Here is a 25151-nt window from a genome sequence, read left to right as displayed (position 1 = left end):
GACGTGAAGGGGGGCGGCGCCCACGTCTGGCGGGCGCCGCCCCCTTCGTCAGGGGCTCTGGGTCACCAGTTCGCCTCGGGCGGCGCGTCCGGGAGGGCGACGGTCTCGGGGTGGATGACATAGACGATGCCGCCGCTGTGGGGCGCCCAGACGTTCTCGAACTGCTCACGGTCATAGGTCACGCGGACCTGGCCGTTGTCGGGGATGAGGTGCGACGCCGGGTCGTTGCAGACGACGTCGCCGTTGGGTGCGAAGCCGACGATGACCATGAGGTGACCGTTCGTGCTGTAGCCCGCCCCCTTCAGCTCGCCCTTGGTGAAGGAGACCGACGCCACCAGCGGGATCCCGGCCTTGATGAACTCCTCTGCCTCGGTCAGCGTGCGCAGGCGGGTGACGAAGCCGCGCAGGCCCCGGGTCGCGGCGTATGCGGCGTTGAACGGCCAGTTGCCCGCCCCGTCGTAGGTGTAGTCGAAGACGTTGCGCGCCGTGAAGTCGACCTGTGGGTCGCTCTCGTCAGGGATCTGCGCCGTGACCCACTGGGTCTCTGCTGCGCTGGGCCCAGCACCCCAGTAGGCGACGACCATCGACGTCGACGTCGGCGAGCACCAGGCTTCGCCGCCGTTGTCCCACTGCGGGAAGTGGCCCTTGTGCTTCTCCTGGGAGAAGGTCGGGACGTTGAGGGTGGTGCCGCAGGCGGGGCCGTTCGGGCTGCGCGGCACCTTCTTGTCGCTCGGCAACGCCGAGGCCATCGCCCCCAGCTCGGTGATCGCGGGGACGTCGCTGGAGCCCACAGGCCGGTACAGGCGCACCTCGAGCTCGTACGACGTCAGGGAGAACCCGCTCCGGGTGGCGAGCGTGTCGGTGAAGACAGTGGCGACCGTGTCGCCCTGGCCGTTGAGGGAGGTCCGGTGGATGCCGCCTCCGTCGGCGGGGTCCTTGGCGGCCCAGCGGCCGAGCACGTACTGCTTCGTCAAGTTGGCGCCGCCCTGGTCACCGCGAACGAGCACCTCGATCCACGACTCCCCGGGGGTCGAGGCGTTCCACGACGCGACGAGCTCGGTGAGTCCGAAGAGGAGGGGCACGGTCGGCGAGACCCACCGGGCGACCTCGTACGAGCGCGGCGTCGGGGTCGCGGTGTGGGGGTCGGTGTAGGAGACAGTGTCCTGCGACGCAGCGAACGCGATGCCCGCTCCGGAGACCGCGACCCCGTAGCCGGTGCCGTGCGAGAAGTCCGTACCAGCCCACGACGAGCGGGCGATGTGGCGGGTGGAGTCACCCTTCTTGGCCTCGACGGCCCGGGCGCGAGGGGCGACGCCGACGAGGGCGACGCCGGCTGCGGCGGTCGCGAGCACGGTGCGGCGGCTCGGGTGGAACGGTGAGTCTGAGACGACTGAACGGCTGGGCATGGCTGACCTTCCTGGAGGGGAAATGGCGGGGCCAGTCAACACCCGTGAGAGTGGCGAGAGGGGCCGAGCAACAGAAAAACCCACGACTGGGCCCGTCTCGCACCACAAGATCACCCGTTCCGGGTGCCGTTTGGAGCCTGGACGGTTCAGCGCCAGTTCGCCTCGGCGGGCGGGGCGGGCAGCTCCACGGTCGGTGGGTGCATGACGTAGGCCAGACCCCCGTTGTGCCGCAACCAGACCCGCTCGAACTGGTCCCGCCGGTAGACCGACCGCACCTCGTCGTTGCTCGCCACGAGGTGGGAGTTCGGGTCGTTGGAGATGACGTCACCCTCGTCGGTGAAGCCCACGACCGTGAGCAGGTGGCCCTTCGTGTCGTAGCCCGCGCCGTCGAGCTCGTCGACCGCGAAGGACACCGAGACCACGAGCGGTATGCCGGCCGCGACGAACTGCTCGACCTCAGTCAGGTCACGCAGCCGGGTGACGTAGGCGCGCAGCCCGCGCGAACCGGCGTATGCCGTGTTGAACGCCCAGTTGCCCGCACCGCGGTAGGCGCGGTCGTAGACGTGTCGCACACCGTGGACGACCGACGCGTCCGTGTCGTGGCCCACCCACGCGCTCTCCGCCCGGCTCGGGGCGATGCCCCAGTGCTCCAGCACCATCGTCGTCGAGGTGGGCGAGCACCAGGACTCGCCCCCGTTGTCCCACTCCGGGAACGTCCCGATGTGCAGCCGCTGCGAGCGGGGCGGGACGTCGATCTCGTGGCCGAGGCCGACCGAGGGCGAGCTCGCCGGAACGTCGTCCGGGATCGCGAACCAGGACACTGCTCCGGCGACGAGTGACACCGAGGGCCAGGACGCGCCGGCACTCCCGCGCCCGGCCGCCTGCGCCAGGGCCAGCCCGGTCAGGCGCAGCTGCCAGCGGTCGAAATGGCGGCCGGGCGCGGCGAGATACGTGTCGGTCTCGACCTGGCCCGCATCGAACCTCTGGCCGGTGACGGTCGTCCGGGTGATCGGGGACTCCCCCATCGGGTCGTCCTGCGCCCACCGGGCGAAGGTGAACCACGGGGTCCACCCGGCACCGTCCGCCACCCGGCCCTCGACCAGCAGCCACGTCCCAGGGGGTGTGACGGCGTTCCACGACGGGATGAGCTCCCTTGCGGGGAAAGCAGACTCGACGACCGGAGACTCCCAGCTGCGCGCCACGTACGTCTGGGGCCGTGCCCCCTCGACGTGCTCGTCGGCATACGTCAGGGGCTCCCCAGAGGCCCAGCCGAGGCCGTTCTCCCACACGGTCAGCGTGGCGTGTCGCTCGTTCACCGGATGAGCATGCCAGAGGCCGAGAGGCCACGTCCGGCAACCCTCCCGAAGTCCTTCTCGACCCGGGGGGCGCCGCACGTGGCCAGTCTCGGAACTCTCAGACCCTCCCCACAGCGGGGTCCGTCAGCTCGCGACGAGCGAGCGCAGGACGTAGTGCAGGATGCCGCCGTTGCGGTAGTAGTCCGCCTCGCCGGGGGTGTCGATGCGCACCACGGCGTCGAACTCGACCGTCTCGCCACCGTCCCTCGCCGCGACGACACGGACCGTCTTGGGCGTCCGGCCCTCGTTGAGCTCGGTGATACCGGTGATCGAGAAGGTCTCGGTGCCGTCGAGCCCGAGCGAGTCGGCGTTCTGGCCCTGGGGGTACTGCAGCGGGATGACGCCCATGCCGATGAGGTTCGAGCGGTGGATCCGCTCATAGCTCTCGGCGATGACTGCCCGCACGCCGAGCAGGCGGGTCCCCTTGGCCGCCCAGTCACGTGAGGACCCCGAGCCGTACTCCTTGCCGGCCAGCACGACGAGCGGAGTCCCCGCCTCGGCGTAGCTCTGGGCTGCGTCGTAGATGGTCGTCTGCTCGCCACCCTGGGTGAAGTCGCGGGTGAAGCCACCCTCGACGCCGTCGAGCAGGAGGTTCTTCAGCCGGATGTTCGCGAAGGTGCCGCGGATCATCACCTCGTGGTTGCCGCGCCGCGAGCCGTACGAGTTGAAGTCGCGCTTCTCGACGCCGTGCTCCGCCAGGTAGCGGCCCGCCGGGCTGTCCGCCTTGATCGAGCCGGCTGGGCTGATGTGGTCCGTCGTGACCGAGTCACCGAGCTTGGCCAGCACCCGTGCGCCCGCGATGTCCTCGACCGGGGCCGGCTCGGCCGCCATGCCCTCGAAGTACGGGGGCTTGCGCACGTAGGTCGACTCGCCGTCCCACTCGAAGGTGTCGCCCTCGGGCGTCGGGAGCGACCGCCACCGGTCGTCACCGGCGAACACGTCGGAGTAGTCCTCCGTGAACATGTCCTGGTTGATGCTGGCGGCGATGGTCTGCTCGACGTCCTCGGGCGCCGGCCAGATGTCCTTGAGATAGACGTCTGCCCCGTCCGAGCCCGTGCCGAGCGGCTCGGTCTCGAAGTCGAAGTCCATGGTCCCGGCGAGGGCGTACGCGATGACGAGGGGCGGGCTCGCGAGATAGTTCATCTTGACGTCCGGGTTGATCCGGCCCTCGAAGTTGCGGTTGCCCGAGAGGACGGACGTGACCGCAAGGTCGGCGTCGTTGATCGCCTTGGAGATCTCCTCGTTGAGCGGGCCCGAGTTGCCGATGCAGGTCGTGCAGCCGTAGCCGACGAGGTGGAAGCCGAGCTTCTCCAGGTAGGGCCACATGCCGGCCTTGTCGTAGTACCCGGTGACGACCTTCGAGCCCGGAGCCATCGAGGTCTTGACCCACGGGGCGACCGTGAGGCCCTTCTCGACGGCGTTCTTGGCGAGCATCGCGGCCGCCATCATCACGGACGGGTTGGACGTGTTCGTGCAGCTCGTGATCGAGGCGATCGACACGATGCCGTGGTCGATCTCGAACTCGCGGCCCTCGGCATCGGTCACTGCGACCTTCTTGGAGGGACGGCCGTTGGCCTTGCCGTCGTGCGGCTTGTCGCCGCCGTTGTCGTCGCCCGGGTCGCTCGCGGGGAAGGACGCCGCCGAGCCCGGGTCGCCCTCGTCGTGGGCGACATAGGTCGGCAGGACCTTGCGGAAGGACTCCTTGGCCGCCGAGAGCTCGATGCGGTCCTGCGGGCGCTTCGGGCCGGCGATCGAGGGGACGACCGTCGACAGGTCGAGCTCGAGGTACTCGCTGTAGCGGGCCTCGGGGGTGTCCGCGCCGAGCCACATGCCCTGCTCCTTGGCGTACGCCTCGACCAGCGCCACCTGCTCGTCGGAGCGGCCGGTGAGACGGAGGTAGTCGAGCGTGACGTCGTCGATCGGGAAGATCGCGCAGGTCGAGCCGAACTCGGGGCTCATGTTGCCGATCGTCGCGCGGTTCGCGAGGGGCACCTGCGCCACGCCCTCGCCGTAGAACTCGACGAACTTGCCGACGACGCCGTGCTTGCGCAGCATCTCGGTGATGGTGAGAACGACATCCGTCGCCGTCGCGCCGGACGGGATCGAGCCGGAGAGCCTGAAGCCGACGACACGAGGGATGAGCATCGAGACGGGCTGGCCCAGCATGGCGGCCTCGGCCTCGATGCCGCCGACGCCCCAGCCGAGGACGCCGAGGCCGTTGACCATCGTCGTGTGGGAATCGGTGCCGACGCACGTGTCGGGGTAGGCCACGAGCTCCCCGTCGATCTCGCGGACCATGATGGTCCGGGCGAGGTGCTCGATGTTGACCTGGTGGACGATGCCGGTGCCTGGAGGCACCACCTTGAAGTCGTCGAACGCCGTCTGGCCCCAGCGCAGGAACTGGTACCGCTCCCTGTTGCGCTGGTACTCGATCTCGACGTTGCGCTCGAAGGCGTCGGGGCGGCCGAACACGTCGATGATCACCGAGTGGTCGATGACGAGCTCGGCGGGCGCCAGCGGGTTGATCTTGGCGGGGTCGCCCCCGAGGTCGGAGACCGCTTCGCGCATCGTCGCGAGGTCGACCACGCACGGGACGCCCGTGAAGTCCTGCATGATGACGCGGGCCGGCGTGAACTGGATCTCCGTGTCCGGCTCCGCGTTCTCGTCCCAGGAGCCGAGGGCCCGAACGTGGTCGGCGGTGATGTTCGCGCCGTCCTCGGTGCGGAGCAGGTTCTCCAGGAGCACCTTGAGGCTGTACGGCAGAGTCTCCTGGCCGTCGATCCCCGCGAGGCGGTAGATCTCGTAGGACTTGCCGTCGACCTCGAGGGTCCCCTTGGCCTTGAAGCTGTCAACACTGCCCACGACGGGCTCCTTCCAGCAGCTGAAGTTGGATGTCACGGTGCTCGATTTATCTTGACGTCAAGATATATCTAACCACACGCGCTCGGCGCTGTCAGTCCACACCTGCGGCCCATCTTGGTCGCATCGATGCCGCTTGTCTGCCCCGGGTGCCACGGCCGCAGGGATCGTCCCCTCCGGCCCCCGGCACGGTCACACCTCGTGCCCGACGACGTCGTCATCGGGGTCGAGGTCGACCTCGTCGCCGACCTGGATCGTGCCCGATGTCAGCAGCCGCAGCACCGAACCGGCACGGTTGTGCAGGGCACGGGCTGCACCCTGGCCGATCTCGTCGTCGAGGAGCCGGCATGGGGCGGCGACCCTGACCACCTCGAGCTCCACGTCCCCGATGAGCACCCGCGCGCCCGGCCTGGTCGGGATGTCCCCACCAGTGATGGTGATGTTCCGTCGCGTGAGCCCCGGGTCGATGGGGGCCCCGAGGTCGTCCGCGGCGGCCCTGAGAGCCTCCGCTGACTGCAGCGTCACGTGGCGATGCCTGCTCCCGTGGTAGCGGTCCCCGACGAGCCCAGCGCCCGCCTCGGCCGCCACCCGGTCGACGGACTTCGTCGGCAGGCGCCTCCCGGGAGCGATGTGGATCGACACGACCGACGGCTTCATCAGGCCTCCGAGGCCGGGGGCTCCAGGACCGCGATGCACTCCACATGATGGGTCATCGGGAACGCGTCCCACGCCTCGACCGAGCCGAGCGCGTAACCGTGGTCAGCGGCCGCGCGCACGTCCCGGGCCAGCGCGGCCGGGTCACAGGCGACGTACACGACCCGGCGAGGCCGCATCCGGGCGACCATGGCCATGACGTCCTTGCCGGCGCCGGTGCGCGGCGGGTCAAGCACGACCAGGTCGGTCGAGATGTCCTGGGCCACAAGGGATCTCAACTCGCGGTCGACGCGGTTGGCCCGCCACTCGACGTTGTCCAGGTGCTCGGTGTTGCGTATGCCGTTGTCAACGGCCCGTGCGTCGCCCTCGACTCCCAGCACGAAACCTCCGGGCGCCACAAGCTCACCGAGGCGCATCGTGAACAGGCCCGAGCCGGCATACAGGTCGAGCACCCGGTCGCCGGGACGGGCCGCGAGCAGGGAGACGACCCGCGACAGGAAGGTCGAGGCGGCTCCGGGATGGACCTGCCAGAAGCCGCGCGCGGCGACGACGTACTCCCCCGCCCAGTCGCCGTCCCGAGCCAGCTCGCCGACCAGGCCGCCGGAGGCCGCAGACCCGCGAGCGCCGCCTGCGCCACCGACCGGCACGAGAACGGGCTCGTCCGGGTGGGCGGCGTCGACGACGTCGACGGACTCGACGTCTGGCCACTCGGTGTCGAGCACTCCTGAGTCGATGACTCCGCGCGTCGCGATGAGGCAGTCGTCGAGGGGCACGACGGAGTGGGACCGGTGTCGCCGCAGACCGGGACGACCCTGCCCGTCAACGGCGAACTCGACCCGGGTGCGCCATCGGAGCCCGTCCGTGTCGCCCGGCACCGGACTCACCTCGACGTCGACCTCGAGTCCGGCGATCCGCGCGAACTGCTCGCGGACGACCGCAGCCTTGAGGGCGCGCTGCACGGACGGAGCCACATGCTGGAAGTCGCAGCCTCCACACTCTCCGGGGACGGCATACGGACACGGCGGCTGGACCCGCCCGGGCGCTGCGACGAGCACCCGCACCGCGTCGGCGCGGACGAACCGGTCCCCGACGTTGCCCTCGGTGATCCGCGCGACGACCTGCTCGCCCGGCAGCGCGTGTCGCACGAAGATGACCTGCCCCTCGTGACGGGCCACGCAGTGGCCGCCGTGGGCGACCGGACCGACCTCGACGGTCCATTCAATGCCGACGAGCGACGGCGCGTCCGACTCCCGAGCCCGTGGTCGACGGTCAGTCACAGGTTGCCGCCGCGGAGGGAGCCGCTGATCGGGGGCTCGTCCACCCAGGCCCTCTCGGCACCCTCGGAGGACGCGAGCTGCCAGGGCACGCTGACGACCATGACACCCGGGGTGAACAGCAGCCGTCCCTTGAGACGCAGCGCGCTCTGGTTGTGCAGCACCTGCTCCCACCACTTGCCGAGGACGTACTCAGGGAGGTAGACGGTGACGATGTCGCGCGGGTTGCCCGAGCGGATCGACTTGACGTAGTCGACGATCGGCCGGGTGATCTGACGGTACGGCGAGGCGAGCACCTTGAGCGGGACCGGGATGTCGTGCTTGTCCCACTCGGCGAGCAGCGCCTGGGTCTCGTCGTGGTCGACATCCACCGTGACGGCCTCGAGGTACGACGGCCGGCTCGCCCTGGCATAGGCCAGTGCCCGCATCGTCGGCTTGTGGACCTTGGAGATACAGACGATGGCGTGCACGTGGCTGGGCAGCATCGGCCGGTCGACCTCCCAGTCGACAGCAAGCTCGTCGCGGACACGGGCGTAGTGCTTCTTGATGCCGAGCATGAGCACGAAGAGCACGATCATCGCCAGGATCGCGTACCTCGCCCCGGCCTGGAACTTGGTGATCAGCACCACGACCAGCACCGTGGCGGACATGGCCGCGCCGAGGGCGTTGATGGCGCGCGAGCGCTGCATCCGGCTCCGCTCGCGCGGGTCCCGCTCGAGCCGAAGGTGCCTTGTCCAGTGCCGGATCATGCCGGTCTGGCTCGTCGTGAACGACACGAAGACGCCCACGATGTAGAGCTGGATCAGGGCAGTGACCTCGGCCTTGAAGATGATGACCAGGACGATGGCCGCCGCCGAGAGCATGAGGATCCCGTTCGAGAATGCGAGCCGGTCTCCACGGGTGTGCATCTGCCGCGGGAGGTAGCCGTCGCGGGCCAGGATCGAGGCCAGGACCGGGAAACCGTTGAAGGCGGTGTTCGCGGCGAGCACGAGGATGATGCCGGTGACGATCGAGACGAAGATGACGCCCAGCTGGAAGTTCGCGAACACCGTGGTCGCGAGCTGCCCGATCGTCGTGTGCTGGACGTAGGTGTCACCGACGGGCACGCCGTCCTTGAGCAGCTGGGTCGCTGGGTTGTCGGCCATCTTGACGCCGGTCCACATGCTCAGCGCGATGATCGACGCCAGCATGGTGATGGACAGGATGCCCATGAGGAGCAGCGTCGTGGCGGCGTTCCTGCTCTTGGGCTTTCGGAACGCCGGCACGCCGTTACTGATGGCCTCGACGCCGGTCAGCGCCGCACACCCCGACGAGAAAGCGCGCAGCAGCAGGAAGGCTGCCGCGAGGCCAGTGACCTCCTCGCCGCCCTCGGGGACGAGCGTGAGGTTCGCGCTCTCGGCCGGCAGCAGGGTGCCGGTGACCTTCTGGATGAAGCCGACGATGCCCATCCCGATGATCGCGACCATGAAGGCGTAGACCGGGACTGCGAAGGCCTTGCCCGACTCGCGGACGCCTCGAAGGTTCATGGCGGTGAGGAAGATGATGAGGCCCACCGCGATGATCACCTCGTTGCCTCGCACGAACCCGAGGACGGTCGCCGCGTTCTGCACGCCCGACGAGATCGACACCGCAACGGTCAGCACATAGTCGACCAGGAGCGCGCTCGCGACCGTGAGGCCCGCCTTCGGCCCCAGGTTGACGGTGGCGACCTCGTAGTCGCCGCCACCCGAGGGGTAGGCGTGGACGTTCTGGCGGTACGACGCCACCACGACGACCATGACGAAGATGACGCCCAGCGTCACCTGCCAGCTGTGCGTCATGACGAAGGCCCCACCTGCGAGGCCGAGCATCAGGAGGATCTCGTCGGGGGCGTACGCGACCGAGGACAGCGCGTCACTGGCGAAGATCGGCAGGGCGAGCCGCTTGGGCAGCAGGGTCTCGCCGAGCTTGTCGCTGCGCATCGCGCGACCGAGCAGGAGGCGCTTGAACAGCGAACCGGTACCGGGCACGACGCAACTGTATGACGTAACCGGCGCCCGCACGCGACGCCAGTCCACCGGCAGGTCGGGGTGGGGCCTGTGCCTCCGAGACGTGTCCCCGACCGTGCCGAGACGGTATGCCGTCCGGCGTGTTTCACGGGCTGGGCACACCCAGGTGGGTGCGGGGTCGGTGGTGCTCCCACGGTGTAGCGTCGCGTCCGTGCACTTCGTCATCATGGGCTGCGGCCGCGTCGGGTCGACCCTGGCCCGCACGCTCGGGCGCAGCGGCCACGACGTGGCGATCATCGACGCGGACGCCTCGGCCTTCCGCCGGCTCGGCACCTCGTTCGAGGGGCAGACCGTGACCGGCATCGGGTTCGACCGCGACACCCTCATCGCTGCGGGGATCCGCGAGGCCTACGCGTTCGCCGCCGTCAGCAGCGGCGACAACTCCAACATCCTCGCCGCGCGGGTGGCGCGGGAGACCTTCGGGGTCGAGCACGTCGCCGCCCGGATCTACGACCCGCAGCGGGCGATGGTCTACCAGCGCCTCGGCATCCCGACTGTCGCCACGGTGCGCTGGACGGCCGACCAGATGATCCAGCGGCTGCTGCCCCAGGGCGCGGTGCCCGAGCTGACCGACCCGAGCGGCAAGATCGTCATCGCCGAGGTGCCGATGGAGCAGGGCTGGATCGGCAAGCCGCTCCTGCTCGTCGAGGAGCAGACCGGCGCGCGCGTCGCGTACCTCACCCGGCTGGGCGAGGGCGTCATCCCCCGCCTCGACACCGTGATCCAGCAGGGCGACCTCGTCCACCTGGTCGTTCCCCGCGACGACCTCGCGCGGGTCGAGCGGCTGTGCGACCAGCCGCCGGCACCCCACTGAGCGGCCCCGAGGAGAAGGAACCCATGCGCGTCGTCATCGCCGGAGCAGGAAGCGTCGGCCGCTCCATCGCCCGAGAGCTGCTCGGCAACGGGCACCACGTGCTGCTCATCGACAAGGACGCCGACGACGTCCAGGCCTCGCGGGTGCCGGAAGCGTCGTGGCTGCTCGCCGATGCGTGCGAGCTCGCGGCCCTCGAGGAGGCCCGGCTGGAAGAGGCCGACGTGGTCGTCGGCGCCACCGGTGACGACAAGGCCAACCTCGTGCTGTCGCTGCTCGCCAAGACCGAGTTCGGCGTGCCCCGGACCGTCGCCCGGGTCAACAACCCGAAGAACGAGTGGATGTTCGACGAGTCCTGGGGCGTGGACGTCGCCGTGTCGACCCCGCGCCTGATGACAGCCCTCATCGAGGAGGCCGTGAGCATCGGCGACCTCGTGCGGATCTTCGAGTTCCAGCAGGGCCGCGCCTCGATGGTGGAGATCACCCTCCCTGACGGCAGCCCTTTCGCCGGGCGACGGGTGGGCGACGTCGACTGGCCGACCGACACAGTCCTCGTCGCGATCATCCGCGAGGAGCGTCCGCTCGCCCCGACCGCCGACGATGCGATGGAGGCGGGCGACGAGCTCCTCTTCATCACCACGACCGAGCAGGAGGGCAAGCTCCAGCAGCTCGTGGCCCCCGGCAGCCGTCCTCGGCACGACGAGGACGACTGAGCCGCGACTGAGCCGGCACTGAGCCGGCACTGAGGCGTTACCGAGCCGGCGCGGAGCCGGCGCCGGACGCGCCGGAGCGTCAGGCCGTCGCCTGGCGCTCGCCCGCGTGCCGCTCCGGGTCGATCGGTGTGTTGCCACGCAGCAGGATGGCGCCCATGGCCGTGACGGCGAGCAGGTATGCCGGCCAGCCGAGGACGACCTTGGCGACCCCGAGCGCCTCGACCTGTTCCGCGAGGTAGAGCGGGACCATGATCGCGAGGCGCACGACGTTGAGGGCGATGAGCACCCACGCGAGGCGCGCCGCGACGGTGACGATGCCGGGGTGCCTGCGCCACCAGGTGGGGCTCTCGGCGAATGCCTCGGGCTCGGCGACCCCGACGACGAAGCCGAAGAGCGGCCACCGAGCGAGGTTCGTGACGAGCAGGAGCAGCAGCAGCCCGGCGTTCTGGAGCATGCCCGGCAGGAAGGCGTCCTCCGCCTTGCCGGAGCGAAGCGCGAAGAAGGCCGAGATGCCCACGCCCACTGCGGCATACGCGATGAACCGAATGTCGGTCCGCTGCACGAGCCGCACGAGCAGCAGGACACCGACGCAGACTCCGGCCACGATGAGCGCGGTCTGCAGGTTCTCGGTGCGGGACCAGGTCAACGCGAAGGCCAGCGTCGGGATGGCCGACTCGATGGCGCCGCGCCAGCCGCCGATAGCCTCGGACAGCTTGTCGCGCAGCAGCTCCTCGACCGTGTGGTAGCGGCGCAGGTCGGCCTCGGACCGGGCGACGGCGTCGCCAGGCTCCGGTGCGCCGCCGCGGCGCGCTGCCTCTCCGTCGACCTCAGCCATCGGAGGGCGCCGACCGGTAGATGATCTCGTACTCGGGGTTGAAGATCGTCGTCACACTCCGCTGCTTGGTGATGCGGCCGGTCGCCTGCATCTTGATGCCGGGCACGATGCCCGCGATCCGCCGGCGACCGAGCCACACGAGGTGCAGCGAGTCGGTGCCGTCCCAGAGCTCGACGTCGAGCGCCGGTGTCTCGTCGCGAGGCCGGAGAGTGACCGACCGCACCTCACCGGACACGGTGACCCGTGTCCGCGGCTTGACGTCGCCGATATGCACCACGCCGAGGTCGGATGACTCCTGGCGCAGCTCGTCGGCCTCGATCTCGTGCGAGGACCGCGTGAGCCGGTGCGAGAACCGGCGCAGCGCGCCGGGATGCCCCGAGCTCACAGGTGCTCCCCACACGGGTGAGCACGGCGACAGCCAGACATCTCAGCGGACCTCGGTGATCTCGGGACCGCGCTCGAAGGGCTTGAGCTCGCCTTCCGGCGCGCCGGCCTCAGGGGCCTCTGCCTGGGCCGCATCCTGGGCGTCTGGCAGGCGAAGAGGCAGCAGCTCGCGAGGGGGCATGGCCTCCTCACCACGGTCGATCACCGCGGTTCGGATGACCTCGTGGACCGCCTCGGACGCCGCCGGCTCGATGGCCGCCCGACCGGAGACCACCGCCCGGAGGAACCAGCGAGGACCGTCGACGCCGATGAACCGCGCAGGCATGAACACCGTGCGCCCGTCCGGACCGGCCTGCGGCATCCGCGTGAGCAGCTCCTCGCCGAACTCCCCCGTCACCACCTCTGCCGTGCCGCCCGAGTCGACGATACTGCCCGCGATCTCGTTGCGGATCTCGATCCAGACGCCCTCCGTGCGTGGCGCGGCGAACGCCTGAAGCTGCACCGCGGACTCTCCGAGCACCGCAGTGACTCCGGTGATCTGCTGCTCCTGCTCGTTGATCTCGAGACGCAGCTCCATGCCCTGCTGGCCCCGGAGCCAGATCGCGCCGAGGTTGAGGTAGTCGGTGCTGTCGGTGACGCTCGAGCGGTCGAGCGGCCCCGTGGGCGGGGTGGACGCGGGGCCGCCCAAGCCGGCGTCGGCGCCCTCGTCGTAGTCGTCGTACTCGGTGCCGTCGCCGACCTCGTCAGCATCGTGCAGCTCGTCGAGCTCGTCGCTGACCGCCTCGGGCCGGTCCTTCGGCTTGCGGCTGAAGAGTCCCACGTCATTCCGTCCTTTTGAGTCCTGCTGCCCGGGGGCGTCGCGCCCGGCCGGGAAAAGGCAGCCGTGCCTGCACGCAGCGCCCGGCGAACCGTATCCGATGCTCACCGCGCGGGCGGCGTCTCCCCCACGATCGGCGAGCCGTCACCCCCGGCACCGAAACCACCGGTGGATCCATGTCCAGTGTCCCCCCGACTGGTCTCGTCGAGCGAATCGACCTCGACGAACCTCACCCGCTCGACTCGCTGCACGACGAGCTGCGCGATCCGGTCGCCCCGCCGAACGGTGAACGGCTCCCTCGGGTCCAGGTTGACGAGGTTGACGAGGATCTCGCCCCGGTAGCCCTCGTCGATGGTTCCCGGCGAGTTGACGATCGAGATCCCGTGCCGCGCGGCCAGGCCTGAGCGTGGGTGGACGAACCCGGCGTGGCGGGGCGGCAGTGCGATGGCCACCCCCGTAGGCACCAGCACGCGCTCGCCCGGCCCGATCGTGACCTCGACGCGCGAGCACAGGTCGGCGCCGGCGTCGCCGGGGTGGGCGTATGCCGGCAGTGCCAGGCCCGCGTCCAGACGCAGCACCGCGACCTCGAGGTCCGCAGGGCCTTCGGCCGCCGCCGGGAGACCCGACGAGCAGTCCTCGGACAGCGCCGCTGTCGACGCCGGAACAGCACAAGGGTCGGTCACGAGGACCGACCCTACTTGCTCCTGCCCCTGACGCACGGCTCCGCTCAGGCGGCGCACTCCGTGCAGATCATCATGCCGTTCGTCTCCTTGGCGAGCTGGCTGCGGTGGTGGACGAGGAAGCACCGCGAGCAGGTGAACTCGTCGGCCTGCTTGGGCAGGACCCGGACCGACAGCTCTTCACCCGAAAGGTCGGCACCAGGCAGCTCGAAGCCCTCTGCCTGCTCCGTCTCGTCCACATCTACGCTCGACGAGGTCTTGTCGACACGCCGCGACTTCAGCTCCTCGATCGAGTCCTCGCTGAGGTCGTCGTCCGTCTTGCGTGGCGCGTCGTAATCGGTTGCCATCGTGTTCTCTCGCTTCTACTCGTGCTGCGCCTTGCGGTCTGTGAGGCGGAGAACGCTTGCGGGCCCGTGCTTGTTCCCGCACGAAGCCATGCGTCACAACACCTCGAAACCGCTCCCGTTACCGGGATGAAACATCTCCGCGTGCGGCGGATTGTGCCTGATCCCGGAGGCGTTGTCACGTTGCGCGAACCACGGTTTGAGACATCTGCCCAGGAGGCAGGGTCACAGCTGTCCTTTTCGGACCAACAGTTCACCTTTCCTTTGCCATCCGCCTACCTGCGCGGGTGCACAGTGGAGCTCCGGAGGCACGGTAGGGTCGGCGGACCCGTCAGAACACTCCCACGGCCCGGAGGTGCACCCATGACCGAGTTCGTCGACCAGATCAGGCAGCGCGTCAGCGATGCCCTCAGCGACCTTGCCGACGCCACCGAGGCCGGCGACGAGTACCGCATCCGGGTGCACACCGGCGAGCTCGAGTCGTTCGCACGCCTCGCCGCGGAGAACGGCATCCGGGTGCCGGAGCTCGAGCCGTTCCGGGCCGCCTGAGTGCCGGCTACCTGCCGAGGAACAGCCCGCGGACCTGCTCGACGAGCGCAGGACCGGCCGCAACGGTGAGCGACTTGCCGGGCGTCGGACCGTCCCCGACGACCACTCCCCCGGCCTCCTCGACGATGAGCCAGCCGGCCGCCAGGTCCCAGGCGTTGAGCCCGGACTCCGCGTAGGCGTCCACGGAGCCTTCGGCGACCCGGACCAGGTCGAGGGCGGCGCTACCGATGCGGCGGATGTCCCGCACCTCAGGGAGCACCCGACGCAGCACCTCGGCCTGGCGTGCCCGCACCTCGGGTGCGTAGCCGAACCCGGTCGCAAGCAGTGTTCGCCCGATCCGGTCCTCGGTCGACACGGCGAGCGGCACCTCAGGGCTCTGGTCCGGGGTCTCCGGTCGGGTCCATGCGCCGCCCCCACGCCGGGCATGGTGCACGAGGCGCAGCGACGGGTCGGCCACAGCCCCGGCCACCGGCCGCCACCCCGCCTGGGTCGCCGGGTCCCCGACGACCACCGCGACCGACACGGCATATGCCGGCACCTCGTAGAGGTAGTTGACCGTGCCGTCGATGGGGTCGACGACCCAGGTCAGGCCGGAGGTGCCCGCCACGTCGGCGCCCTCCTCGCCGAGGATGCCGTCGTCAGGCCGGGCCGCGTGGACGAGCCGGTGCAGCAGCTCCTCCGAGCGCCGGTCCATGACGGTGACGACGTCGGTCTCGGTCGACTTGGTCGCCGCGACGCCCATCCGCGGTGGGCGGTCGTCACGGATGAAGCGGCCGGCCTCGGTCGCGAACTCGACGCAGAGGCGCTCGAGCTCGGCAAGGTCGACGCCGTCGGGCAGGTCCAGGACGGTCTGGCTCGTTGACATGCGTCTCTCCCTAGTCGAGACCGCACAGGGCCGGCCTGGCCTCGCGCAGGTTCGGGCAGCAGCCGGCGGCGCACACCGACGGCATGCGTCCCTCGAACGTCGCCACGGCCTCGCCCCGCGCCTCCGCGGCGCGCTCGAGAAGCGCGTCGACCAGGTCGCGGACGAAGACGGCGTCGGTGCCGACGGTGGGCACGCGGAGCAGGTCCACGCCCACCCGCTGCGCAGTGGCCATCGCCTCCGTGTCGAGGTCGTAGACGACCTCCATGTGGTCGGACACGAACCCGACAGGTGCAGCGACGACCGTGGTGACACCCTCGGCGGCGAGCTGCTCGATGCGGACGTTGACATCCGGCTCGAGCCACGGCTGGCTCGGCGGCCCGGACCGAGAGCAGTAGACCAGCTCGCCGCTCAGGTCGCGCCCGAGGGCCTGGTTTGCCGCGTCCGTGAGCCGCGAGGCCAACGCCAGATGTTGTCGACGGTAGAGGTTGCCCTCACCGTCACCCGGTCCGGACGTGTCGTCCATGGCGTCCGGGATCGAGTGCGTGACGAACAGCAGCGCGAGCTCCTCGTCAGGAGCGCCGTCGACCGCACGAAGGGTCCGCACCAGATGCCCGAGGTTGGCCTCGGCGAAACCCGGCCTGACGGCATACGGCCCGATCTTGTCGATCTCGAGGTCCACGCCCTCGGCGCGCACCAGGGCGTCCGCCGCGGCGAGGTTCTCGCGGTACTGCCGGCACGAGGAGTACGACGCGTAGGCGCTCGTGGTCAGCGCGACGACCCGTTTGTGACCGGCCGCCGCGACCTGCCGCAACGCGTCGTCGATGAAGGGCGCGCCGTTGCGGTTGCCCCAGTAGACCGGCGTGGCGATCTCCCGCGCGTCGAGCTCCGCACGGATCGCCGAGATGAGAGCGCGGTTCTGGTCGTTGATCGGGCTCCGGCCGCCGAACAGGAAGTAGTGCTCACCGACCTCCGCAAGGCGCTCGTCGGGGATGCCGCGGCCGGCAGTGACCCGGCGCAGGAAGGGGACGACCTCGCCGGGCTCCTCCGGGCCGCCGAAGCTGAGCAGGAGGATCGCGTCGTAGGGGTGCAGGGGCGGGTTCTCGGCAGTCATCTCTCGGGCTTGTCTCGGCTTGGCTGGGCTTGGGGTATGAGGGTGAGGTCGGAGGCACGCGGTCCGGTCACGGGGTGGACGAGGAGCGCAGTGGGGTGGGCGCGTTGAGGTCGAAGTAGACGGCGACGAGGCGCACCACGAAGACGAGCGCCGCGACGGCCCACAGCATCCACAGCTGCAGGACGCTCGCCTGGAATGCGGCCACGATGATGATCGACCCGATCAGGGCCGGGATCGCGTAGAGCTCGCGCCGCAGCACCTCGGGCACCTGGTCGGCGAGCAGGTCGCGCACGACCCCGCCGCCGACGGCGCTGATCACCCCGACGAGCACGGCCGCGATCGGCACGACGTCGATCGTCGTGATCGCCTTGAGGCTGCCCGACACCGCAAACGCGGCGAGGCCCCCGGCGTCGAGGACGCGGACGAGCCGCGAGACGCGCTCGATCCCCGGCTGGAAGAAGAACGTCGCCAGCCCGCCGAGCGCCGCAGCCGCGATGAGGCGCCAGTCGCTGATCCCCACCGGCGGCACGGAGCCGATGAGCAGGTCGCGCACGATGCCGCCACCGAGGGCCGCGGCGAGCGCGAGAACGATGACGCCGAACAGGTCGAAACGCTTCTTCACCGCCACCAGACCGCCCGAGAGAGCGAAGACGAAGACGCCCACGAGATCGAGGGCGGTCTGGGCGGACTGGAAGGAGGTAGGCATGCCAAGGCAAACGGTACCCGCGCGGCGTGGTCGCTTTTATGCCACCTGTGGCAATGGCATGCTCGACAGCGACGGCACGACCCAGTCACGAACCAGCACCACTGCGCACGCCTCAGCTCGACACATGCATGACCAGGCATGACCAGGCAGTACCTACGGATCCTCCGGGGATCCTCCGCACGACCGCAGACTCGTCCAACCGGGAGATCCACCCATGCAGCACCTCAGGCTCGTCGGCGTCCACGAGGACGGATTGCACCTGCTGCTGGCCGACGACGGTGGCGAGCGGTATGCCGTCCCGCTCGACGAACCGCTACGCGCGGCCGTCCGGCGTGACCGCCCACGGCTCGGGCAGCTGCAGATCGAGATGACCGGCGGCCTGCGGCCCAGGGACGTCCAGGCCATGATCCGGGCCGGAATGAGCACGGAAGAGGTTGCCGAGCGGGCCGGCTGGCCCGTCGAGAAGGTGCACCGCTACGAAGGGCCGATCCTGGCCGAGCGCGAACATGTCGCGGGCATGGCTCGCCAGGTCCGGCTCCGCCCCCGCGGGGGGTCCGCCGGTGCTGCCCCGACCCTGGAGGCCCGCGTCCTCGACCGGCTGCGCTCCCGGGCGCTCGACGTCGGCTCGGCGCGGTGGGACTCACGCAGGTCCGACCACGGCGCCTGGACGGTGCTGCTCGTCTTCCACGCAGGTGGTCAGGAGCGCGAGGCGACGTGGCAGTTCGACCCCCTTGCCCGCACCGTCACCGCGTCGGACGACGAGGCGCGCTGGCTCTCCGAGGACGAGGACCAGCAGGCGCCCGGCCCGATCCCGGCGCCGCACCTGTCAGCGTCTTCTCGGCCCAACCGGGTGTACGACGTCGAGGCCGAGGGTGGCCTCGGACTGCCGACCCGGCACAGCGAGGCCGAGACAGTCGACCTCATGGCCGCCATGCGCGAGCGCAGTGCCCAGCGGGGCCGCCGACGCCGGCCCAAGGGCGCGGAGGTGCCCGGCATCGAGAACGCACCCGAGGACGCGCTGCCCCTCGAGGAGCTGGCCAAGGACCCGCGGGAGGAGGTTCCGCCGCCTGCGCACACCCACCCCGAGGACGACCCAGAGATCACCAAAGAGGGGCCGGCGGAGCGCCGCATCGGCGCCGACGCGGCCGCGCGCAAGGCACGACGGGCCGAGCCTACGCAGCCTGTCCGGCAGTCCCGTTCGGCACCCGAGCGGCCTGCCGGCAGGCGTCGCAACGGCGCCAGCGCCCCCACGGCGAAGGAACGCCATCCCCAACCCGATCCCGAGCCGCGCGAAGCACCGTCAGCGACCGACGATGACAGCTTCGACCCGTCCGACCTCGCCGTCCTTGCCGACCTCGCCGACCTGACCGACGTCCCCGACGCGCCGGCCAACGGCCGAGCCACTGGCCCGACCAGTGTCACCAGGGCGACCGGAGCGGCTGGAGCGAGCGACGCGGATGAGGACCTGACCGACGTGAGCGACCTCGCGGACGGCACCGACGGTGAGCTCGTCGATCAGCGGGTGCCCGCGCGCGCCAAGCCGGCCTCGACACGCCGCTCGGGGCGGCCCAGCGTCCCCAGCTGGGACGACATCATGTTCGGCCGCCGCGACTGAATCCTTGGCGCCTCGCTTCGCTGCGGCGCCAAAGAATCAGCTCGGGAGCGGCGGGAGCGGGCACACGTCGAGGTCGAACGGCAGGACCTCGGGAGACAGCGCCGCGGCCTTGGCCGCGTGCGAGGTCATGCGGCGCATGTAGTGGCGCCGGCAGAGCACCTCGTACTCGACGACGCCGGACGTGCTCGGGGCGGTGTCGCCCACGACCACCTGCTCGCCCTCGATGACCATGACGCCGTCGACGACGCGGGCGTTGGTCGTGGCCCGCCGGCCGCACCAGCACAGCGCCTCGACCTGGAGCACCTGCACGCGGTCCGCGAGCTCGATGAGCCGCTTGCTCCCCGGAAAGAGCTCGGTGCGGAAGTCGGCAGTGATCCCGAAGGCGAAGACGTCGATCTCCATCTCGTCGACGACGCGGGCGAGCTGCTCGACCTGGTCGCTGGTGTAGAACTGCGCCTCGTCACAGATGAGGTAGTCGATCCGCTGCCCTGACGTGGCCCGCTCGACGATGGTGTCCCAGAAGTCGAGGTCGTCCACCACCTCCAGAGCGCCGGTCGACAGGCCCAGTCGGGACGACAGGACGTTGCTGCCCGCCCGGTCCATCTTGGTGAAGATCAGCCCGACTCGGCCGCGGGCGCCGTGGTTGTGGTCCATCTGGAGGGCGAGCGTCGACTTGCCGCAGTCCATGGTCCCGGAGAAGAAGACGAGCTCAGCCACGAGGCCCCACCCTAGGCGCCGCGACGAGGTGGCACCACGACCACGGGCACGGCGAGTTCCGCTGCGCTGGTGGAGCCGTGCAGGCCCAGGAGTGCGACGATCTCGGGACGCATGAGCCCCGAGTGGACCACGGCGAACTCAGTCTCCATCGACACGACGAGGTCACCGATCCGGTCGAGCACCTCCGGCCGCACGGCACCGAACCAGCCTTCGTCGACGGCCCGTTCACGCGTCATGACCGAGGCGCGCCCGGCAAGCCGCTCCTCCCACGCGCTGGCGACCGAAGCCGCGGCCCCCCGCTCGACATAGATCTGCAGGCTGCGCGGCTCTCCGCCGAGGTGACGCACGCCGGCCATGAGGTCCGGCTCGTCGACCAGGTCGATGCGGTCGGCGAAGGGCACGTCGACCATGCCGTGGTCCGCCGTGACGACGATCGAGGTGTCATCCGGCACCGAGGCCGCAAGGCGCGCGAGCGCCCGGTCGACCGACTCGACCTCGTCGCCCCACTGCCACGACTGGCAGCCGTGCACGTGGCCGACCTTGTCGACCTCGCCCCAGTAGAGGTACACGAGTGCTCGCCGGCTGGCGCGCAGCGCGGTCACGGCGGCGTCGACGCGGTCCTCGATCGTGGCGCCGGCCTTGAACCTCGCCCCGCGCAGGGCCGCCGTGGTCAGTCCCGAGCCGTTGAAGTACCACGGCCCGATCATGGTCACCGAGACGCCGGAGCTCTCAGCGGCCTCGAAGACGGTCTCGTGGGGCTGCCAGCGAAGGGGGTCCGGACCGTTCTCCCACGACAGCTCGTTGACGATCAGGTCGGTCTCCGGGTCAAGCACCTGCATGCCGACCAGCCCATGGGAGCCGGGCGGCAGACCGGTGCCGAACGACCCCATCGAGGTAGCGGTCGTCGTGGGGAAACCACACGGCACCCGGGCCGCGCGATCCAGGTGTGAGCGCAGGAACGGGGCATGCCCGCTGCGCTGGCGCAGCTGGTCGAACCCGAGCCCGTCGACGAGCACCACGACCGTCCGCGGGACCGCAGGGAGCCCGAAGACGTCGCGGCCGGCATACCGCGGGACACCGAGTCCCTCGGCGACCGAAGGGAGCACCGACGCGAGCGTGCCTCGGGACCAGCCCTCGCGGGCCGAGCCGCCGGTCCAGTCGATGGGGACCTCGCGCGGCGCCGTGCCGCGTCCGTCACCGAGGGCGGGGGCTTCCTCGCGGGCCACCGGCTCGCTGGAGGACTGGGACACGGGTGTCTCAGATCCGGCCACGGGTCAGAGGGCCGCCGTGCCGGTGCCGATACTGGCCGACAACACCCGCGCGAACTCCATGGCCTTGCCGACCGCCTCCTCGCCGTCGGCTGCGGAGCTGACCCTCAGGGAGATGTCGTCGGAGGCGATGGTCCCTTCGAAGCCGTGGTCGGCCGTGCAGTCCGGGTCGCCGCACTGGGCCGGGATCATGTCGAGCCGGCTCACTGCTCCCCACCCGAGCGTGAGCGTGAGGTCGCGTCCGTGCGTGCCCGGTGCGAAGGTGTCGGGCTCCGACACGACGTGGGTCAGCATGACGCCGCGGACCGCAGCCAGCGGGACCGTCTCGGTGGTCGCAGTGGCCATGAGCTTGTCGTCGGACTCGGCGTGGTCGTCTGCATGGGCGATGACCAGCCGCTTGGGGGTGACGACGAGCACCGTCACATGGCGGCGGACCGTCTCGTGGTCGAAGGTCGTCTCCTGGTGCACGAGGTGCGACACGACCTCGTCGTCGCCCACCGCCGACTCGACCACGTCGCAGACGAGCGACGGGTAGTACCCGGCTCGGGTGATCGCCTCGGTGAGGTCTTCGGGAAGGGCCCGTCCGGTGCCCTGGGAGACGCGTCGCATGCCCCCATCCTTGCACCCGGAGGCCCTCTGGCCGGGTCGCTGTCCCCCGATGGTCGCCACGAGGAGCGGCCCCGGTGGGCTCCCACGCGAATCCGGCGGGGCGGTCCGGCGGCGCTTCGCCTAGGTCATCCGTCGCCGGCCGGTGTCCTTGCGGACCAGGGCCGGGCGCACGACGACCTCGGCGCCGAGCACGTCGACTCCCCCGGTCCACGCGTTGACCGGGTTGAGCTCGACGGACGCGAGCTCGGGATGGTCGTCGGCCAGGACCGACAGACGGGCCACCAGGTCGCTGAGCGCGGCACGGTGCACCGGCGCGGCGCCCCGATGGCCCGCGAGCAGCGGAGCCGCCTTGACCCCGTCGATGAGGTCGGTGACGTCGACGTCGGTGAGCGGCGGGACCCGGTAGGCGATGTCCCCGAGCAGCTCGGTCGGTGGTCCGGCGACGGAGAAGCTCACCACAGGTCCGAACAGCGGGTCCTCGCTGGCGCGGATCACACACGACACGCCGGGGACGGCCATCCGCTGGACGACGAACCGGTCCGCGCCGAGGGGGCCCAGCCGTTGGCTCAGGGAGGCGTATGCGTCGCGGACCGACTCGGCGTCGACCAGGTCGCCCCGCACGCCGACCAGGCCGGGCTGGTGCCGCACGATCGGGGAGGTCGACTTGAGGATCACTGGGTAGGTCAGCTCGTCGGCGGCCGCCACGGCGGCCTCGACCCCCGTGACCTCGACCGCGGGCCACAGCCGTATGCCGTATGCCGCGAGCAGCTCGCGCGCCTCGTCCCTGGTCAGGGCCCGCCCTTCGGGCGCCGCGGCGAGGTATCGCTCGATGAGACCGAAGGCGCGCTGGCGGTCGAGCCCGACGGGTGCCACCGGCGTGCCGCGGTCACGCTGCTTCCACAGGGCGTACCGCGTGACTGCGTTGAGCGCCCTGATGCCGTCCTCGGGCATGCCGTAGGACGGCACCGAGCGCGGCACTCCGTCGGGCTGCACGTAGCTCAGGCCGTCAACACCACGCATACCCAGGAACGTTGCGACGCAAGGCTTCTCGTATCTGGCGACAACCTTCTGAACGGCCCCGGAGACCTCCTCGTCCTGGATCAGCAGCGGCGGGATGAAGGCCGCGACGACGCTGTCGACCTCGGGGTCGGCGAAGGCTGCGTCGAGCGCGTCCGCGAACTCCTCGGCCGAGGCATGGGGAAGGAGGGACACGGGGCCGTGCGTCACCCGCAGGCCCCAGCTCACGCAGGCGCTGGCGCTGAGGGCACCGAGGGCATCCGAGTTGCCCACGATGGCGACCCGGTCGCCCTGGGGAAGCGGCTGGTGCAGCGTCAGCTGAGCGACGTCGAAGAGCTGGTGGATGTTCTCGACACGGATCACGCCTGCCTGGCGCAGCAGGGCGCTGAACGCCTGACGCGGGACGTTGGTCACGCGGGTGCGGTGGCCGGGAGGCGCGGCGAAGCTCGACACGCCGGACGAGACGACGACGACCGGCTTGACCGAGGCCAGCTGCCGCGCGATGCGGGAGAACTTGCGCGGGTTGCCCATCGACTCGAGGTACAGCCCGACGGTGTCGGTCTCCTGGTCGTCGATCCAGTACTGCATGAGGTCGTTGCCCGACACATCCACCCGGTTGCCGGCCGAGGCGAAGATCGAGATGCCCAGGCCCCGGCGGGCCGCGGAGGCCAGCACCGCGACGCCGAGGGCGCCGCTCTGGGCGAAGAGCCCGAGCCGCCCATGGTCCGGGACGACTGCGGCGATCGTTGCGTTGAGACGCACCGACGGGTCGTTGTTGATGAGGCCGAAGCTGTTCGGCCCGACGATGCGCATGCCGGCCCGCCGGACCCGGCGGCGCAGCTTCTCCTGCAGGCGAACCCCCTCGTCGCCGGCCTCGGCGAACCCGGACGACAGCACGAGCAGAGCCTTGACCCCGGCCTTGCCGCAGTCCTTGACGACCTCGACGGCCTGCTCGGCCGGGACCACGACGATCGCGAGGTCGACGGGCTCCGGCACGTCCCGGATGGTGGGGTACGCCGTGCGACCCTGGATCTCGTCGGCCTCCCGGTGGATCGGGTACACCTCGCCCTGGTAGCCGTAGGCGAGCAGGTTCCGCATGAGCAGCGACCCCATGGACTGGTCGTTGCGGCTCGCCCCGATGATCGCCACCCGCTCGGGGAACAGGATCGTGCGCATGCTGCGCGACTCGGAGCGGTGCTCGCGCGAGAGCTGCACCGCCTTGCTCTGCTCGGTCGGGAGGATGTCGAACGAGACCTCGATGACGCCGTCCTCGATGTGGTGGGTCACCTCGTAGCCGGCCTCGCGGAAGACCGCGAGCATCTTGCGGTTCTGGGGGAGCACCTCGGCGGTGAACCGTGAGATGCCGAGCTCCTGCGCGATGGCAGCGAGGTGCTCGAGCATAACCGACCCGATCCCCTTGCCCTGGAAGTGGTCCGAGATGTTGAAGGCGACCTCGGCCGAGCTGGGGTCGATCCGGTCGTAGCGGCCGATGCCGATGATCTCGCCGTCGAGGGTCGCCACGAGCGCCACGCGGTCGTGGTGGTCGACGTGGGTGAAACGGTACACGTCGCGGTCGCTCAGCTCGCGCAGCGGTGCGAAGAACCTCAGGTAGATCGACTCGTCCGACTGGCGGCTGTGGAAGTACCGGAGGCCGTCGGCGTCCTTCGGCGTGATCGGGCGGACGTGCGCGACAGAGCCGTCGCGGAGGACGACGTCCGCCTCCCACTCCAGGGGGGCCGCGGGCCAGTCCTCGTCTGCAACCTGGGCCGGCGTCGTGGGCTCCGAACCGTCCACCATGCGCACATCGTGTCATGTCCTGCGAAGCGCGCGATCGTGTTGCATCGTGGGCGGCATGGAGTTCTCGCAGGTCGTCAGGAACCGCCGGATGGTCCGTCGCTACGACCCGGACCGCCCGGTGCCGCTCGCGGTCGTCGAGCGGGCCCTTTCCAACGCGGTGCGCGCTCCCAGCGCCGGGTTCAGCCAGGGCTGGGACTTCGTGGTGCTCACGACAACGGCTGAGCGCGAGGCGTTCTGGGCGGTCACGACGGACCCGGACGGGCCGAGCGACCCCTGGCTGGACGGCATACGGGCGGCTCCGGTGCTCGTGCTGTGCCTGTCCGACAAGGACGCCTACCTCGACCGGTATGCCGCTCCCGACAAGGGCTGGACCGACCGTGACGAGTCGCGCTGGCCGGTGCCCTACTGGTACATCGACACGGGGATGGCCTCGCTGCTCATCCTGCTCACGGCGACCGACGAGGGCCTGGGCAGCCTGTTCTTCGGCGTCCCGCCGGAGCGGCACTCCGCCGTTCACGAGGCGTTCGGCATCCCGCAGGACCGCACCGTCATCGGGGTGGTGTCGATCGGGTATGCCGTCCCTGGCCCCAAGAGCCCGAGCCTGCGGCGGCATCGACGCACCGGCCGCGAGGTGGCCCACTGGGGGCGTTTCGGCGTGGCACGTGAGGACGACTGAACGGCCTGCGCGAAGATGGGGTGTTCACCGACGACCGGCAA

The 25151-nt window shown here is 70.4% G+C and carries 23 protein-coding genes; 5 read left to right on the top strand and 18 right to left on the bottom strand.

What is annotated here, in order from left to right:
• Positions 1 to 62: 62 nt before the first annotated feature.
• The 6 genes from ACYVLP_RS02545 to ACYVLP_RS02520 form a co-directional block, all read right to left on the bottom strand.
• Complete coding sequence (locus tag ACYVLP_RS02545; protein WP_460625758.1) at positions 63 to 1406, bottom strand: peptidase C39 family protein; 1344 nt, start codon at positions 1404 to 1406, stop codon at positions 63 to 65.
• 146 nt (positions 1407 to 1552) lie between these two features.
• Entirely contained in the window at positions 1553 to 2722 is a 1170-nt protein-coding gene (locus ACYVLP_RS02540; RefSeq protein ID WP_460625757.1) for a C39 family peptidase, read from the bottom strand.
• 123 nt (positions 2723 to 2845) lie between these two features.
• Positions 2846 to 5623, bottom strand: coding sequence for an aconitate hydratase AcnA (acnA, locus tag ACYVLP_RS02535; RefSeq protein ID WP_460625756.1), 2778 nt, complete (start codon positions 5621 to 5623; stop codon positions 2846 to 2848).
• Between the two features lie 189 nt (positions 5624 to 5812).
• On the bottom strand, positions 5813 to 6277 hold the full coding sequence (locus tag ACYVLP_RS02530; protein WP_460625755.1) for an MOSC domain-containing protein: 465 nt from the start codon (positions 6275 to 6277) through the stop codon (positions 5813 to 5815).
• Complete coding sequence (locus ACYVLP_RS02525) at positions 6277 to 7551, bottom strand: class I SAM-dependent RNA methyltransferase (protein ID WP_460625754.1); 1275 nt, start codon at positions 7549 to 7551, stop codon at positions 6277 to 6279. Before ACYVLP_RS02525 ends, ACYVLP_RS02530 begins: the two co-directional genes overlap by 1 nt.
• Positions 7548 to 9509 carry an APC family permease gene (locus ACYVLP_RS02520; RefSeq protein WP_460625928.1) on the bottom strand — a complete coding sequence of 654 codons (1962 nt, stop codon included), beginning with the start codon at positions 9507 to 9509 and terminating at the stop codon, positions 7548 to 7550. The genes ACYVLP_RS02525 and ACYVLP_RS02520 overlap by 4 nt, the downstream gene beginning before the upstream one ends.
• 238 nt (positions 9510 to 9747) lie before the next feature.
• Here ACYVLP_RS02520 and ACYVLP_RS02515 point away from each other — a divergent pair, with 238 nt between their 5' ends.
• On the top strand, positions 9748 to 10410 hold the full coding sequence (locus ACYVLP_RS02515; RefSeq protein ID WP_460625753.1) for a potassium channel family protein: 663 nt from the start codon (positions 9748 to 9750) through the stop codon (positions 10408 to 10410).
• 23 nt (positions 10411 to 10433) lie between these two features.
• Positions 10434 to 11120, top strand: coding sequence for a potassium channel family protein (locus tag ACYVLP_RS02510; RefSeq protein WP_460625752.1), 687 nt, complete (start codon positions 10434 to 10436; stop codon positions 11118 to 11120).
• Positions 11121 to 11199: 79 nt separating this feature from the next.
• Here the strand turns inward: ACYVLP_RS02510 and ACYVLP_RS02505 are convergent, their stop codons facing one another.
• The 5 genes from ACYVLP_RS02505 to ACYVLP_RS02485 all read right to left on the bottom strand — a co-directional run bounded on the left by ACYVLP_RS02505 (position 11200) and on the right by ACYVLP_RS02485 (position 14183).
• The gene (locus ACYVLP_RS02505) at positions 11200 to 11955 is read right to left on the bottom strand and encodes a DUF3159 domain-containing protein (protein WP_460625751.1); all 756 of its coding nucleotides are present in this window, start codon (positions 11953 to 11955) and stop codon (positions 11200 to 11202) included.
• Positions 11948 to 12340 carry an OB-fold nucleic acid binding domain-containing protein gene (locus ACYVLP_RS02500; RefSeq protein WP_460625750.1) on the bottom strand — a complete coding sequence of 131 codons (393 nt, stop codon included), beginning with the start codon at positions 12338 to 12340 and terminating at the stop codon, positions 11948 to 11950. Before ACYVLP_RS02500 ends, ACYVLP_RS02505 begins: the two co-directional genes overlap by 8 nt.
• A gap of 42 nt (positions 12341 to 12382) precedes the next feature.
• Positions 12383 to 13159, bottom strand: coding sequence for a DUF3710 domain-containing protein (locus tag ACYVLP_RS02495; protein ID WP_460625749.1), 777 nt, complete (start codon positions 13157 to 13159; stop codon positions 12383 to 12385).
• Positions 13160 to 13260: 101 nt separating this feature from the next.
• Complete coding sequence (dut, locus tag ACYVLP_RS02490; RefSeq protein ID WP_460625927.1) at positions 13261 to 13800, bottom strand: dUTP diphosphatase; 540 nt, start codon at positions 13798 to 13800, stop codon at positions 13261 to 13263.
• Positions 13801 to 13883: 83 nt separating this feature from the next.
• Positions 13884 to 14183 carry a DUF4193 domain-containing protein gene (locus ACYVLP_RS02485; protein WP_452267784.1) on the bottom strand — a complete coding sequence of 100 codons (300 nt, stop codon included), beginning with the start codon at positions 14181 to 14183 and terminating at the stop codon, positions 13884 to 13886.
• 360 nt (positions 14184 to 14543) lie between these two features.
• Between ACYVLP_RS02485 and ACYVLP_RS02480 the strand changes: the two genes are divergently transcribed.
• Positions 14544 to 14729 (top strand): hypothetical protein, encoded by a 186-nt coding sequence (locus ACYVLP_RS02480; RefSeq protein WP_452267785.1) that lies wholly within the window; start codon positions 14544 to 14546, stop codon positions 14727 to 14729.
• 7 nt (positions 14730 to 14736) lie between these two features.
• Here ACYVLP_RS02480 and ACYVLP_RS02475 read toward each other — a convergent pair whose 3' ends face one another.
• The 3 genes from ACYVLP_RS02475 to ACYVLP_RS02465 form a co-directional block, all read right to left on the bottom strand.
• Entirely contained in the window at positions 14737 to 15594 is an 858-nt protein-coding gene (locus tag ACYVLP_RS02475; RefSeq protein ID WP_460625748.1) for an inositol monophosphatase family protein, read from the bottom strand.
• 10 nt (positions 15595 to 15604) lie between these two features.
• Positions 15605 to 16705, bottom strand: a complete 1101-nt coding sequence (locus ACYVLP_RS02470; RefSeq protein ID WP_460625747.1) for a ferrochelatase — start codon at positions 16703 to 16705, stop codon at positions 15605 to 15607.
• A 67-nt stretch (positions 16706 to 16772) separates the two neighbouring features.
• Entirely contained in the window at positions 16773 to 17411 is a 639-nt protein-coding gene (locus tag ACYVLP_RS02465; RefSeq protein ID WP_460625746.1) for a trimeric intracellular cation channel family protein, read from the bottom strand.
• Positions 17412 to 17625: 214 nt separating this feature from the next.
• On the opposite strand from ACYVLP_RS02465, the gene sepH reads away from it, so the two are divergent.
• Positions 17626 to 19026, top strand: coding sequence for a septation protein SepH (sepH, locus tag ACYVLP_RS02460; protein ID WP_460625745.1), 1401 nt, complete (start codon positions 17626 to 17628; stop codon positions 19024 to 19026).
• Positions 19027 to 19062: 36 nt separating this feature from the next.
• Here the strand turns inward: sepH and ACYVLP_RS02455 are convergent, their stop codons facing one another.
• From ACYVLP_RS02455 to ACYVLP_RS02440, 4 genes are all read right to left on the bottom strand, one after another.
• A complete protein-coding gene (locus ACYVLP_RS02455) occupies positions 19063 to 19743 on the bottom strand; it encodes a thymidine kinase (protein WP_460625744.1) in 681 nt (226 codons plus the stop codon).
• 11 nt (positions 19744 to 19754) lie between these two features.
• Positions 19755 to 20906, bottom strand: coding sequence for an alkaline phosphatase family protein (locus ACYVLP_RS02450; RefSeq protein ID WP_460625926.1), 1152 nt, complete (start codon positions 20904 to 20906; stop codon positions 19755 to 19757).
• A 111-nt stretch (positions 20907 to 21017) separates the two neighbouring features.
• Positions 21018 to 21620 carry a DUF5998 family protein gene (locus ACYVLP_RS02445; protein ID WP_460625743.1) on the bottom strand — a complete coding sequence of 201 codons (603 nt, stop codon included), beginning with the start codon at positions 21618 to 21620 and terminating at the stop codon, positions 21018 to 21020.
• 120 nt (positions 21621 to 21740) lie between these two features.
• Entirely contained in the window at positions 21741 to 24434 is a 2694-nt protein-coding gene (locus tag ACYVLP_RS02440) for a bifunctional acetate--CoA ligase family protein/GNAT family N-acetyltransferase (protein WP_460625742.1), read from the bottom strand.
• A gap of 55 nt (positions 24435 to 24489) precedes the next feature.
• Here ACYVLP_RS02440 and ACYVLP_RS02435 point away from each other — a divergent pair, with 55 nt between their 5' ends.
• Positions 24490 to 25110 (top strand): nitroreductase family protein, encoded by a 621-nt coding sequence (locus tag ACYVLP_RS02435; protein ID WP_460625741.1) that lies wholly within the window; start codon positions 24490 to 24492, stop codon positions 25108 to 25110.
• Positions 25111 to 25151 lie beyond the last annotated feature (41 nt).

This window comes from Intrasporangium mesophilum (assembly GCF_054783095.1).
The sequence above is the reverse complement of the archived record's forward strand: the minus strand, read 5'-3'. Positions and strand labels throughout refer to the sequence as shown.